This window comes from Lelliottia sp. RD5 (genome assembly GCF_056032945.1).
This window is the reverse complement of the sequence record NZ_JBVYHQ010000003.1, coordinates 81,692-95,930: the sequence shown is the minus strand read 5'-3', so window position 1 is coordinate 95,930 and position 14,239 is coordinate 81,692. Positions and strand designations below refer to the sequence as shown.

The window sequence follows — 14,239 nt, the reverse complement described above, 5'->3', positions numbered from 1 at the left end:
AGTGGAATCATGTGCAATGCCATAAGGGGTTGCAAGCACATTACAGAAACCGGTTTCATTTTCGTGAACGGTATCAAGTTTGTCTTCGCGCGAGGGTTAAATGTGTAAATTTCCAGCGACTTTTTGTGACAACAGATTAGGCTCGCAAACGTTTGCCTGGACTGTTAGAATTGCGCCGATTTTTCTTACTATCGCAATGCAATCGCGTGGGGACTTGAGCCGTGACCAACAAAACTTCTCTCAGCTACAAAGATGCCGGTGTTGATATTGACGCAGGTAATGCGCTGGTTGACCGAATCAAAGGTGTGGTGAAAAAGACCCGCCGTCCTGAAGTGATGGGCGGTCTGGGTGGATTCGGCGCACTGTGTGCACTGCCGCAAAAATATCGCGAACCTGTTCTGGTTTCTGGCACTGACGGCGTGGGAACGAAACTGCGTCTGGCGATGGATCTTAAACGCCACGACACCATCGGTATCGATTTGGTCGCTATGTGCGTTAATGACCTGGTCGTACAGGGTGCTGAGCCGCTGTTCTTCCTCGATTATTACGCCACCGGCAAACTCGACGTTGATACCGCAGCAAGCGTGATCACTGGGATCGCTGAAGGCTGTCTTCAGTCTGGCTGTTCGCTGGTCGGTGGTGAAACGGCAGAAATGCCGGGGATGTACCACGGTGAAGATTATGACGTCGCGGGATTCTGCGTCGGTGTAGTAGAAAAATCAGAAATTATCGATGGCAGTAAAGTGACCGATGGCGATGTGCTGATTGCGCTGGGATCCAGCGGCCCGCACTCTAACGGTTACTCTCTGGTGCGTAAAATCCTTGAGGTGAGTGGAAGCAATCCAGAAACCATCGAGCTTGAAGGCAAGCCGCTGGCCGATCACCTGCTCGCGCCAACCCGCATCTACGTAAAAAATATTCTTGAGCTGATTGAGAACGTTGATGTTCATGCCATCGCCCACCTGACCGGTGGCGGATTCTGGGAAAATATCCCGCGTGTTCTTCCTGATAATACCCAGGCCGTGATTGACGAATCCTCATGGCAGTGGCCAGCCGTGTTTAACTGGCTGCAAACGGCGGGTAACGTTAGCCAGCACGAGATGTATCGCACCTTCAACTGCGGCGTTGGGATGCTCATCGCGCTGCCAGCCAGTGAAGCAGACAAGGCCATTAGCCTGATGCAGGCAAAAGGTGAAAACGCGTGGAAAATCGGTATCATCAAAGCCTCTGATTCCGACGAGCGTGTGGTCATTGAATGAAAAATATAGTGGTGCTCATTTCCGGTAACGGAAGCAATTTGCAGGCAATCATTGACGCCTGCAAACAGAAACAGATTAATGGCACCCTACGCGCAGTTTTCAGCAACAAGGCCGATGCGTTCGGCCTTGAGCGCGCACGCGAAGCGCACATCCCCGCGCACGCGCTTGAAGCCGCTCAGTTTGCCAGCCGCGAAGCGTTTGACCGCGAACTGGTCCAGGAAATTGACGCCTATGCACCAGATGTCGTGGTGCTCGCCGGTTACATGCGAATTCTTAGCCCCGCGTTTGTCTCGCATTATTCCGGACGCCTGCTGAACATCCACCCTTCTCTTCTGCCAAAATATCCGGGTCTGTATACCCACCGTCAGGTGCTGGAAAATGGTGATGAGGAACATGGCACGTCGGTGCATTTTGTCACCGATGAGCTGGATGGCGGGCCGGTTATTCTGCAGGCCAAAGTCCCGGTGTTTGAAGGCGACAATGAAGATGACATTACGGATCGCGTCCAGGCGCAGGAACATGCCATTTACCCGCTTGTGGTGAGCTGGTTCGTCGATGGGCGCCTGGAGATGCGTGAACACGCAGCCTGGCTCGATGGCGTAAAACTGCCCCCTCAGGGGCATGCTTCAGAAGAATGATTATTCAAGCCGGCGATTGCCGGCTTTTTGTTGCCTGCCATTCATAAAAACCATAAATAATCAGGCGGTTTAGCGCTAATTTTCACGCTGCGTGGTCGGTTTACTGTCATACTTTTCTGGCACAGTTGGACATCTCGTGGCAAAGCTCGCCATAATAGAATCGAGACGGATTTGCTGCGTCCCGTGATTGAAACGGAGTGTAAGTTGTAATGGGTCAGGAAAAGTTATACATCGAGAAAGAGCTAAGCTGGTTAGCGTTCAACGAACGTGTCCTTCAGGAAGCGGCTGATAAGAGCAACCCGCTGATTGAGCGTATGCGTTTTCTGGGGATTTACTCCAATAACCTGGATGAATTCTACAAGGTGCGTTTTGCTGAGCTGAAACGGCGGATTATCATCAGCGAAGAGCAGGGTTTGAACTCTCATTCGCGTCATCTGCTAGGCAAAATTCAGGCGCGAGTGCTGAAGGCAGATCAGGAATTCGACGGTCTGTATAACGAACTGCTGCTGGAAATGGCGCGCAACCAGATTTTCCTGATTAACGAACGTCAGCTTTCTGCCAATCAGCAAGCCTGGCTGCGGCACTATTTCAAACATTATCTGCGCCAGCACATCACCCCGATTCTGATCAATCGTGAAACGGATCTGGTGCAGTTCCTGAAGGATGACTACACCTATCTGGCGGTTGAAATTATTCGCGGCGAGTCCATTCGCTATGCGCTGCTGGAAATCCCGTCGGATAAAGTGCCGCGCTTCGTCAATCTGCCGCCAGAAACGCCACGCAGACGCAAGCCAATGATCCTGCTGGATAACATTCTGCGCTATTGCCTTGACGATATCTTCAAGGGCTTCTTCGATTACGATGCGTTGAACGCGTATTCGATGAAAATGACCCGCGATGCCGAATACGATCTGGTTCATGAGATGGAAGCCAGTCTGATGGAGCTGATGTCGTCGAGCCTGAAACAACGCCTGACGGCAGAGCCGGTGCGCTTTGTCTATCAGCGCGATATGCCGGATGCGCTGGTGGAAATGCTGCGCGATAAGCTGACGATTTCCCGTTATGACTCCATCGTGCCGGGTGGCCGTTATCACAACTTTAAAGACTTTATTGGTTTCCCGAACGTCGGCAAAGCCAATCTGGTCAACAAGCCGCTGCCCCGCCTGCGTCATATTTGGTTCGATAAATTCCGTAACGGATTTGACGCCATCCGCGAGCGCGACGTGCTGCTCTATTACCCGTACCATACGTTTGAACACGTGCTGGAACTGCTGCGCCAGGCCTCGTTCGATCCCAACGTATTGGCAATCAAAATCAATATTTACCGCGTGGCGAAAGACTCGCGCATTATTGATGCGATGATCCACGCTGCGCACAACGGCAAAAAAGTCTCGGTAGTGGTGGAGTTGCAGGCTCGCTTTGATGAAGAGGCCAACATTCACTGGGCGCGTCGTCTGACGGAAGCCGGTGTACACGTTATCTTCTCGGCACCAGGCCTGAAAATTCACGCCAAGCTGTTCCTGATTTCGCGTAAAGAAGGCGAAGACGTGGTGCGTTACGCCCATATCGGCACCGGCAACTTTAACGAGAAAACCGCGCGGATTTATACCGACTACTCGCTGCTGACCGCCGATGCGCGCATCACCAACGAAGTGCGTCGGGTGTTTAACTTTATTGAGAATCCGTATCGTCCGGTGAATTTCGATTATCTGTTGGTTTCGCCACAGAACTCGCGCCGACTGCTGTACGCGATGATCGACAAAGAGATCGCCGCAGCGCAGAAAGGCGAGCCATCAGGCATTACGCTAAAACTCAACAATTTGGTCGACAAAGGACTGGTGGACCGACTTTACGCCGCCTCAAGCTCCGGCGTGCCGGTGAACCTGCTGATCCGCGGAATGTGCTCGTTGATTCCTGAACTTGAAGGCATCAGCGACAATATTCGGGTGATCAGTATCGTTGACCGCTATCTCGAACACGATCGCGTTTATATTTTCGAAAATGGTGGCGATAAGCAGGTTTATCTCTCCTCTGCGGACTGGATGACGCGTAATATTGATTACCGAATTGAAGTCGCCACCCCGCTGCTGGACCCGCGTCTGAAGCAGCAGATCCTGGATATTATCGAACTTTTACTGAGTGACACCGTAAAAGCGCGTTATATCGACAAAGAACTGAGTAACCGCTATGTGCAGCGCGGCAACCGCCGCAAAGTGCGCGCACAACTGGCGATTTACGATTATATCAAATCACTCGAGCAACCTGATTAACCTATGCCGATAAATGATAAGACCCCACGAGCGCAGGAATTTGCTGCGGTCGATTTAGGTTCTAACAGCTTCCATATGGTCATCGCCCGCGAAGTCGATGGCGCGATGCAGATCATCGGTCGCCTCAAGCAGCGCGTCCATTTGGCCGACGGTCTTGACGATAAAAACATGCTCAGCGAAGAGGCGATGGAGCGTGGCTTAGCCTGCCTGTCACTCTTTGCTGAGCGGCTGCAAGGCTTTTCCGCATCCAGCGTCTGTATCGTCGGCACGCATACTCTGCGCCAGGCTTTGAACGCGCCGGAGTTTTTGAAACGCGCCGAAAAAGTGATCCCCTACCCTATTGAAATCATTTCGGGCAATGAAGAAGCGCGTCTAATTTTCATGGGCGTGGAACATACCCAGCCGGAAAAAGGCCGCAAGCTGGTCATCGATATCGGTGGAGGTTCGACGGAGCTGGTGATTGGCGAAGATTTCGAGCCAAAACTGGTCGAAAGCCGCCGTATGGGCTGCGTCAGCTTTGCACAAATGTACTTTCCTGGCGGCGCGATCACCCGTGAGAACTTCCAGCGTGCGCGCATGGCCGCAGTACAAAAGCTTGAATCACTGGCGTGGCAGTACCGTATCCAGGGGTGGAATGTCGCGCTAGGCGCATCCGGCAGTATCAAGGCCTCTCACGAAGTGCTGCTGGCGATGGGCGAAAAAGACGGTTTTATCACCCCGGAACGCCTGGAAATGCTGCGCGAAGAGGTTCTGAAACACAAGAGTTTCGATTCGCTCAGCCTGCCGGGGCTTTCCGACGAGCGTAAGGCCGTATTTGTGCCTGGCCTCGCGATTTTGTGCGGCGTGTTTGATGCCCTGGCGATCCGCGAACTGCGTCTTTCTGACGGTGCGCTGCGTGAAGGTGTGCTGTACGAAATGGAAGGTCGCTTCCGCCATCAGGATATTCGCAGCCGCACCGCGCAAAGCCTGGCGAATCAGTACAACATTGACCGTGAGCAAGCCAAGCGCGTTCTGGAAACCACAACGCATATCTATGAACAGTGGGAAGCGCAAAATCCCAAACTGGCGCACCCACAGCTGGCGGCACTGCTCAAATGGGCCACCACCCTGCACGAAGTGGGTCTGAACATTAACCACAGCGGAATGCATCGCCACTCGGCCTACATTCTGCAAAACAGCGATCTGCCAGGCTTTAATCAGGAGCAGCAAACCATGATGGCGACCCTGGTGCGTTACCATCGTAAAGCGATCAAGCTGGACGATTTGCCGCGCTTCACGCTGTTCAAGAAAAAGCAGTTCCTGCCGTTGATCCAGCTGTTGCGCCTGGGCGTGTTACTCAATAATCAGCGCCAGGCGACAACCACACCGCCAACGTTAAGGCTGAAAACTGATGACCATCACTGGACGCTGAGCTTCCCACATGGCTGGTTTAGCCAGAATGCGCTAGTACTGCTGGATCTCGAAAAAGAGCAGCAATACTGGGAAGCCGTAACGGGCTGGTTGTTGAAAATCGAAGAAGAAGAATCACCGGAAATTGCGGCATAACGCGTGAGACTCAGGCGTCTGACAACGACGCCTGAGTCTCGACAATCTCTTCAAGCGGTTCAGGTTTACCGATCAAATAGCCTTGCAGATAGTCAATTCCTAACGCGGCGACGGCACTGCGTATCGCTTCACTTTCCACGTATTCCGCCACGACCAGCATTTTCTTCATCCGCGCCAAATGGCAAATAGAGGCAACGATTTGATAGTCGAGGCTGTTGTCGGCGATATTGCGAATAAAACTGCCATCAATTTTCAGAATATCTGCGTCGACGCTTTTCAGTCGGGCATAGCTTGCGTATCCCGTACCAAAATCGTCGATAGCAATTCGACAGCCCATCATCTGAAGCTGTTTGACGATCTGATCGGCCAAAACGGCATTGCCAAAACCGCTACTTTCGGTGATTTCGAAGATTACTTGCCAGGCTTCAATCGCGTATTTCTTGAGTAACCGATTCACCTCAAGGGGGAATTGCGAGCGGCATACCGTTGAGGGCGATAAATTGATGGCAAACCGCATGCCTGGCAGCCTTTCGCGGTATGTCGCCATAAACTGCAGCGTGCGGTCAAGCACCCATAAATCCACTCGCGACGACAAACCAAATTCCTGTGCAACGGGGAGGAAGGTGTCCGGTGAGAGTAACGTGCCATTATCATTCGGCATGCGCAGCAAAATTTCATGGTAGTGATCGCCACGAATGGCTTGCACCCGCTGCGCCATCAGCACAAATTCGTTATGTTCAAGCGCCGCTTGCAAACGATTCATCATCGCCACTTTATCTTTCAGGCTCCGTTGCAGATGCGCTGCTCCGCGCTGCTGTAAGCTCTCAGGATGATTGGTGGATAATGATAAATCCGCAATGATGCTCAGCTCGCCCAACAGCAAATAAAGATGGTTTACAGGAGAACGCACGCAGCAATAGCTCACGCCGACCTGCGGCTGCAGCGGCATGCCATCCCAGATAAACCGAAACTGCTTGATGTGTTCATCCAGCGCCTCGATTCGCACGGAATGCGACTCTGTATTCAGTCGTACAGCCAGATCGTATCCCGACAATTGATAGACGCACTCATTTTGCTCGAGCGTACCGTTAATCCACGCGGCGAGCTTTTGCTTGTACTGGATCCGCAACAGCACGCCGTAATTGCGCCCTAGCACTTCCAGCTCTGGGATGCGGAGCATGCACAGCGCTGACCACGGTGATTTGGTCAGCGCACGCGACAATGCACGCAGGTTAGGCATATGAACGACGGGATCGAGAAACGCCAGTCGGCTGGCGCGAAGCATGATGACGCGCTGACGTGTCGCCAGCATGGCCATATAAATCACCACAAACGAGAAAACGAGATAGCTTGATGATGTGATCGCCAGCTGGATATCGTAACCCTGATACAGCGGGATGTAGCGGTAAAAATAATGAATGGACACCATCAGAACCGGAGTCCAGATCAACGACATCAGCTTGTAGCCAAAACGCATTGAGCCCCAAAGCATCACAGGCATCAGCAATGACAGCGTATAGTTGGTGCTGAATATTGAGCTGTTTTCATTGATGGGTATGAGCAGTAGAGACAACAGTCCAACCAGTACTCCGCCCCAGATGACAACTTCTGCGACGCTCACTTTTTTGTCAATTTGCAGTCGGATTTGGGAGATAAGCCCTTTCAGATAGCGGGGATGGCGAATCACACGAATCAACAGATAGCTGAACGGCACGCCCGTCAACCCTCCCACCAGCAAGCCTTGATAATTAATCAAGGTGCGGATACTCATTGGATTTATACCGACCATGCTCTGACGCGTCGCGTAGATACCCAGATAGACCGCAAACTGGAACAGCAGCAAAAAGAGGGTCGACGGACAGATGACCTGCCAAAAGATACGTTGCGCCATCAGCCGGTCATCACCATATGCCACCATGTTGCGACGCGGGGCAAACACGCGATATCCCCCCCAACTGAGGATCAGCGGAACGATAAAATGACAAATAATAGCGACCGTTTCGAACCACCCGGCGGTAGGGTAGTAGCGGCAAAACAGCGCCAGAATAATACCGGGCACTGCCGCGAGGCCAAAAAACAACATCGTGGCGAGTAAAAATGCCAAAGGCATATAATAGAGCGCAACCAGGCCACCGCTTAATTGCGTATACGTGCTGGCGACACTAAATACGGGGAGTAAAGCAACCGGCAAAATGAGAGGAAGAGCCCACCAACGGTCTTTATTTTTCTTAAGGAATGCCAGAATTTTCATAGATGTCCAATATAAGTCCTTTCATCCAAAGAGAATTTCAGACAGGCATCCATCCTGACATTATTGCCACATACTGCTTGCGAGATATAAACACGATGGCAGGAGAATTTTAGTGCTCAATGACCGGCAGGAATTGACTTAAATCAAACTACATTGTTCAAAAAAGGTTTTTATGATCAGATTATTGTGCTGTTTTCTCTTTTCTATCAAAGCGGTAAATACTTGAATCATCATCGATAACAATAATTAATGTAAACATTGACGAATTTTTACACTTGCCATAATTGACCCCTTCTTCCCACTGTGCCTTAATAGCCGCATCGCCCGAAAGGGTATGCCCAGGAAAATACAGTGAGTCAGGCAACGCGTATGCACAAACGACATCGATTTAACACTCGAATGACCCGCATTATATTGCTGATTAGCTTTCTGTTTTTCTTTGGTCGCTTCGTTTATTCCTCTATTGGCGCCTGGTATCATCATCAGGACAAAATTCAGTCTCAACAGGTTACCCAGCCACTGGATACCACAAACCGCTAGCTTCCTGACGCAGCAACCGAATCACTTCAGCCATTCCTTTACTGAGAATTTTGTCCTGACGCATGACGATACCTAACTGCCGATGCAGAATGGGATCCAGTGAACCGACGGTTAAACCCTCGCGATCCGCTGCATGCTGAACCGCCATTCTCGGGACAATACTGAATCCCAGCCCTGCTCTCACCATACGTTTGATGGCTTCTATACTGCCTAACTGCATCACTGGCGTGACCGAAAAAGCACTCGCCTGAAACCAACCGTCGATGAGCGCCCGCGTTCCGCTCCCTGATTCAAACGCAATCAGCGGCAGCGTATGCAAAATCGCGGGGGTGAGCTGCGATATTCGGTCCCCCTGCTCGCGCGCAATAATAAAGACAAACTCCTCATCCAGAATCGGCATCACATCAAGCGAACGACCGCTTGCCGGAAGGGTCACAAGTCCGATATCAAGACGGTTTTCCTCGACGGCTCGGACAATATCAAGCGTGTTGCCTGTCGTCACACCGACGCCCAGCAGCGGATGATCCTGTCGTAGTTGCTGTAACAGTCGTGGCAAAAGATGAATACATGCCGTTGCGCCCGTCCCTATCGTCACTGTGCCACCGATCTCGTCACTCAACGCCCTCACCGAGCAAATCGCCTCATCGACCACATGTTCAATACGGTCGCTATGATTCAGTAATGCCAGGCCCGCCGCCGTGGCTTTGACGCCGCGTCCGGTGCGTTCAACTAAACGTGTCTGGAGAAACTGCTCAAGCTGGCGAATCTGCAAACTCACCGCAGGTTGAGAAAGCCCAAGCGCATCCGCAGCAGCAGAAAAACTGCCGCGCTGGATGACCAGTCGGAAGGTCGCCAGATTACCCAGATTCAACATCGTCATCGAAAAGTTTCTCTTATAGCGTTCATAAACACAGGGGCCTGCCAGCACCATACCGCGCGCAGTATGCTGAGGACAACTGCCTAAAGGAATGAAACATAATGAAAACACTGGCCGTCCCCCGCCTTCTTTCGCTTGCCGCTGGAAGTAATCAGCTTATCAACTGGGGAATTTCGTTTTATATGCCGGGAACCTTCGCGCGCGCCATTGCGACCGAGACGGGCTGGTCATCACCACAGATCTATCTGGGATTGACTGTGGCCATGCTGGTGATGGCTGGCGTTTCACCGTTTGTGGCCCGATTACTGGCCTGTTTTGGCGGGCAGAGAGTGGTGATGTGCGGCACGCTACTGATATCGATAAGCTGCCTGATAATGGCTCAATCACACGCTTTAGCGGGTTGGTATTGCGCGTGGCTGCTGGCGGGAGTCGGTATGCGTCTGTCTTTGTACGACGCGTTGTTCGCATCCCTTGTGAATCTTTACGGGCAAAATGCGCGACGGATGATCTCTCGCGTCACTCTGGCTGGCGGACTCGCTTCTGCAATTTTTTGGCCGCTGGGTGCAGCGTTACTGACGATAATGAGCTGGCGAGAAGCGCTGCTGATGTATGCTCTTTTCGGGCTATTGAGTGCGGCGTTGATACGCGTGCTACCCCATCAGACCATTACAGTAAAAGCTACCCCGAAGGCTCCTGTCGCCACACAACCTCACGCTCGCTTAAACGCCTGGCTTTATGCTGCGTTTATCGCGCTGATAACATTTGTCTCAAATGGAACATCCACGCACCTTCCGGAATTTATCGCGAACGCGGGTTTGCCCGTTACGATTGGGATGCTGTGGGGCATTGGCCAGACGGGCGCGCGCTTGTTAGACGTGATGGCTGGCGCGCGATTAACGCCAACGCAGCTCATGCTCATTACCGCGCTCGCCATGCCACTGTGCTTTTTGCTGGGAATAAGCAGCTCGGTGTTTATCGAATCTGCCGCCGGGTTTGTTCTGGGGTATGGCGCGATCAACGGCCTGGTCACGATCGTCAAAGCCACCCTCCCTCTGGAACTTTTCGCACCTGAGGATTATGCACGGCGAACGGGCGTGCTGTTGATCCCCGCTCAGCTCATGGCCTCGGTATCGCCTTTTGCGTATGCGGAGTTAAACAAAGCATTAGGGATCAGCGGTTCGATGTGGGTGTCGTGGGGACTCACACTCATTATTGGCAGCCTGGCAGTAGGGATTGCCGTGAAACAAAAACATCCATCCCTCCCTGCACGAACAGAGAGCACAATACCGTAAAAAGACGATAAGCACGGCAAGCCGTGCTTATCGGTACCCATCATGACCGGGCGCTGCACTTCTCATCTGAATTTACGTTTAAGTATTTAATAAACACGCGATTCAAATGCTTCCCAGCTATACGTGTCACTATCAACTAATGCATCGCCCAACTCCTGATAATTGAAATTGTAAAACTCAGCGCGGGCGTCGTAACCAGAATAGTCTACAGCGGCCAGGCCAACGAATGCGCCGGTAAAGAATCCGCCATAGCTTTGCAAAACATAATCATCTGAAAGAACGGCGGAATCTAATTTGACAGGGATTTCAACAAATGTGATCCCATCAAAACTGTATTCATAAGTATAAATTTCCTTGCGAACTTTTGTGCGGAACCAGACGTATTCCGCATCTTCTGGAATCTTGATTGCTTCATCTTTCAGATGTGACGTATATTTCCCGCGATTATTCTCGCCAACTTCGATTACGGCGCCATTAATTTCATTCCAGGTAATGAATACAAAACTCCAGTGACGGTCATTATAATAATTCGTTAAGCCTGCCATTTGTTGATAATTAAAGGGATTAAATTTAACTTTGACGTGCGCGTCAAAATAAAAGGCTTGCCAACGTCGGGCAATAAGCGACAGGTCATGGGTATTCGCTAAAGAACCCTGGCCAATTAACGTTAGCTTTCCATCGCCTGTCGCACCCATTTTTTCTGTGAAAGGGACACGGAGCGTATTCCAGTTAGGATCGAGTGTCGGCGTTTTAAATTCATCGTAATGGCTATGATCTTTTGCGCTTTCGGTATAAATGGCATCAGTGGGTCCTTCGACAAACGTTTTACCACCGTGACCGCCATCGATACGTGGCCAGCCCTCTTTATCCCAATACACTTTTTGGATGGACGTTTCCCTTCCCAGAGTTGACCAGCCACGGGGGTCATAAACAGACTCACCAGGCCGATTCCACGGGCGCGCGCACAGTGAAGCGTAATACCATTCACCTTTGGGGGTTGAAACTAAAGAGCCATGTCCTTGCTTCTGAATGTAACTGTCTGGCGTATCGACATTCGTTAAGAACACTTCCCCCGGCTGTGTCTCAAAACTATTGGCATCTAACGTTTTTGACCGTGCCACAACCTCCTGATGGGTAAATACGGTTCCCCCCTGAGCAGCAAAAAGATAATAATACCCGTTTAGTTTGTAGAGATGTGGCCCTTCGACGAGAGCAACGGCGGTGCCACGATAAAGAGTACGCGCTGTTTCGGGTATTAATTTCAGAGTTTGTGTATTGAGCTCAGTCAGCGTAATGCCATCAAAGGGATGATGGTATTCTCTGTGATCCCAGGTTTGCTGAACGATATATTTACGCCCATTGTCGTCATGGAATAGTGACGCATCAAAACCCACACCATTAAGTTTAATCGGATCGGTCCATGGACCACGAATATCTGTCGCGGTGGTCAGATAGTTTGTCATATCTTTAAAAGCGCCTTCCGTGATTTTCACATCCGTATAAACCAGCCAGAATTTGCCATCAGCATAAGAGAGAGCCGGTGCCCAAATCCCCCCGGATGAAGGATTGCCTTTCATATCTAAAAGCACAGTGTTTGACAGTGGACTCGGGAGAAGATTCCAGTGTTCAAGATCTTTCGACTCATGTAAACGGACACCTGGAAACCACTCAAAGGTCGAGTTTGCAATATAGTAGGTGTCTTCTACACGGATAATACTCGGATCTGCATTAAATCCAGGTAAGATAGGGTTTTGAATAAGCGACATATCATTAGACCTTTTCTGAGAATTTTATTTTATATTTACTAAGTTTTACAATGACTCTTCAAACTATACGCGTATCTCATCAAGCTGGCGGTTAATATCTGTGACGTTTTCGTCTGAGATTGGATAGATTTGAATGACAATCATTGAAATAACGGCTAAAGCGATGGGAATCCAAACCGCTGTGATGATGATTCCGTCGATCGCATTTGTATTTTGATATGCGCCCGTTTCGTTAAAGCCATAAGCGGCGAGTAACCAAAGTGGAATCGCACCGCCAATCGTAAAACCAATTTTGAAAAAGAGCCCCATAATCGCATTAATGATTGCGGCATTTCGCTTACCTGATTTTAATTCGCCATAAGCAATCACTTCAGGGACAAGTGCCCACATGAAACCCGTGGCTGAACTTAAGCCCCACTGTTTAATAAAGGTTGCGATGTAAGCAAGCCAGAGTTCATCATGCATTCCTGAGCGTGACCAAACGTAAGTCAACAACTGCCCGACAATAAACATGGCGAGGAACAGATGGAAGAAGCCTTTTTTACCAAAAATTTTCTTGAGTCTTGACCAAAAAATTGGGAATAAAATGCCCGGAATTGAAGCAACAAGGCCGATAGCCCCCATCCATTCAGAATGGTTAACAACATATTGATTAAAAAAGCCATTAACGGTGTTCACAAAAAACATGAACGTGAAGGCCAACATGAAAAATAACCCGAGAATGATAAGCGGTCGGTTATTTTTGAGTTCAAGGAAGAGATCTGTCGTTTTAACGTTGGCTGTCTGTTCTGCAGTTGCCACCACACGTTCTTTGGTAAATTTATAGCAGATGAAAAGCGCCACCGCGCCTAATATCATATATATCGAATAAACGCCAAACCAGGCATAATTCGCTGATGGATCGGTGTAGTTCCCCATATTAAGTTTGAGGCCAAAAAAACCCGTATCCTTGAGGCTTCGATCTTTTGGTGAGGCCATTTGTACAAACATAGGGAATAAAGTATAAACAAGAAGATTGGCACTGTTGGCCAGCATCATGCGCGTGCTGGTCAGTTTATCAATAGATTCCGGATCTCTTGTCAGTGATGCATTAAGCGAACCGTAAGGAATGTTCACAACGGAATAGACTAAATCCAGCGCGAGGTAAACGATAAATGCAAATGGAACCGATCCCCTGATGCCAGGAATGGGTGCGAAAAGTAAAGCGGACAGAATAACAAGTGGAACGCCTGCTCTCAAAAGCCAGGGGCGATATTTCCCCGCGGGTGAACTTCGTTTATCTACATAAGTCCCAACCATCGGGTCCCATACAACATTGATGATTCGGACAAACAGAAATATAAACCCTGCAGTTGCTGTGCTGATTGTATTTACAGTCAACATATGAAGAGCCAGAAAACCACCTATTGTACCGAACACAAGGTTTTGCGCAAAGTCACCCATGCCATAACCAATCCGCTCGCCGCGGGTTAATTTATGATATTCATCATGCCGGTTTTGCAATATTTTTTCACTCATTCTAATCCATTCTCCGGTTTCTTTTGTGAAGGTGAAAGAGTTTCTGACACAGGCCCCCCAGAGAATCCATTACGTTTTTAAATTAATTAATTATGTTTTTTTATTTCTGTGATCGTCGATACAAATGCCATTTATAAATCCTATATTCGAAATGGTGACTAGCAGTTCTCAAAATCATCTCCCCGACCAGTGAATAGTTCCCGCTAAAACGATATTTTTCTCACCTGAATTTCCTGAAAAACCAAGCTTCTCAGGCCTAATATCGCGTTTTATACATGGCAGT

The 14,239-nt window shown here is 49.9% G+C and carries 10 protein-coding genes; 6 read left to right on the top strand and 4 right to left on the bottom strand.

The features are described 5' to 3' along the window. Positions 1-221: 221 nt before the first annotated feature. The 4 genes from purM (at position 222) to ppx (ending at position 5,712) form a co-directional block, all read left to right on the top strand. Positions 222-1,259 (top strand): phosphoribosylformylglycinamidine cyclo-ligase, encoded by a 1,038-nt coding sequence (gene purM / locus AC0LWE_RS11420; RefSeq protein WP_131487728.1) that lies wholly within the window; start codon positions 222-224, stop codon positions 1,257-1,259. After that, positions 1,256-1,897: a phosphoribosylglycinamide formyltransferase gene (gene purN / locus AC0LWE_RS11415; protein ID WP_202693275.1), complete on the top strand. Its 642-nt coding sequence runs from the start codon at positions 1,256-1,258 to the stop codon at positions 1,895-1,897. Before purM ends, purN begins: the two co-directional genes overlap by 4 nt. Before the next feature lie 209 nt (positions 1,898-2,106). Next, complete coding sequence (ppk1, locus tag AC0LWE_RS11410; protein WP_059179429.1) at positions 2,107-4,167, top strand: polyphosphate kinase 1; 2,061 nt, start codon at positions 2,107-2,109, stop codon at positions 4,165-4,167. A 3-nt stretch (positions 4,168-4,170) separates the two neighbouring features. Continuing rightward, positions 4,171-5,712: an exopolyphosphatase gene (ppx, locus tag AC0LWE_RS11405; RefSeq protein ID WP_131487727.1), complete on the top strand. Its 1,542-nt coding sequence runs from the start codon at positions 4,171-4,173 to the stop codon at positions 5,710-5,712. A 10-nt stretch (positions 5,713-5,722) separates the two neighbouring features. Here the strand turns inward: ppx and AC0LWE_RS11400 are convergent, their stop codons facing one another. After that, positions 5,723-7,963: an EAL domain-containing protein gene (locus AC0LWE_RS11400; RefSeq protein ID WP_202667398.1), complete on the bottom strand. Its 2,241-nt coding sequence runs from the start codon at positions 7,961-7,963 to the stop codon at positions 5,723-5,725. 369 nt (positions 7,964-8,332) lie between these two features. On the opposite strand from AC0LWE_RS11400, the gene AC0LWE_RS11395 reads away from it, so the two are divergent. Next, a complete protein-coding gene (locus tag AC0LWE_RS11395; RefSeq protein ID WP_072241889.1) occupies positions 8,333-8,503 on the top strand; it encodes a YfgG family protein in 171 nt (56 codons plus the stop codon). Here the strand turns inward: AC0LWE_RS11395 and AC0LWE_RS11390 are convergent. Beyond that, entirely contained in the window at positions 8,472-9,383 is a 912-nt protein-coding gene (locus AC0LWE_RS11390) for a LysR family transcriptional regulator (RefSeq protein ID WP_219347501.1), read from the bottom strand. The genes AC0LWE_RS11395 and AC0LWE_RS11390 overlap by 32 nt on opposite strands. 98 nt (positions 9,384-9,481) lie before the next feature. On the opposite strand from AC0LWE_RS11390, the gene AC0LWE_RS11385 reads away from it, so the two are divergent. After that, on the top strand, positions 9,482-10,672 hold the full coding sequence (locus tag AC0LWE_RS11385; protein ID WP_219347500.1) for an MFS transporter: 1,191 nt from the start codon (positions 9,482-9,484) through the stop codon (positions 10,670-10,672). Between the two features lie 86 nt (positions 10,673-10,758). On the opposite strand, the gene AC0LWE_RS11380 is transcribed toward AC0LWE_RS11385, so the two are convergent. Both AC0LWE_RS11380 and AC0LWE_RS11375 read right to left on the bottom strand, forming a co-directional pair. Continuing rightward, positions 10,759-12,438 (bottom strand): glycoside hydrolase family 43 protein, encoded by a 1,680-nt coding sequence (locus AC0LWE_RS11380; RefSeq protein ID WP_219347499.1) that lies wholly within the window; start codon positions 12,436-12,438, stop codon positions 10,759-10,761. A 63-nt stretch (positions 12,439-12,501) separates the two neighbouring features. Beyond that, positions 12,502-13,941, bottom strand: coding sequence for an MFS transporter (locus AC0LWE_RS11375; protein ID WP_202667600.1), 1,440 nt, complete (start codon positions 13,939-13,941; stop codon positions 12,502-12,504). Positions 13,942-14,239: the final 298 nt, after the last annotated feature.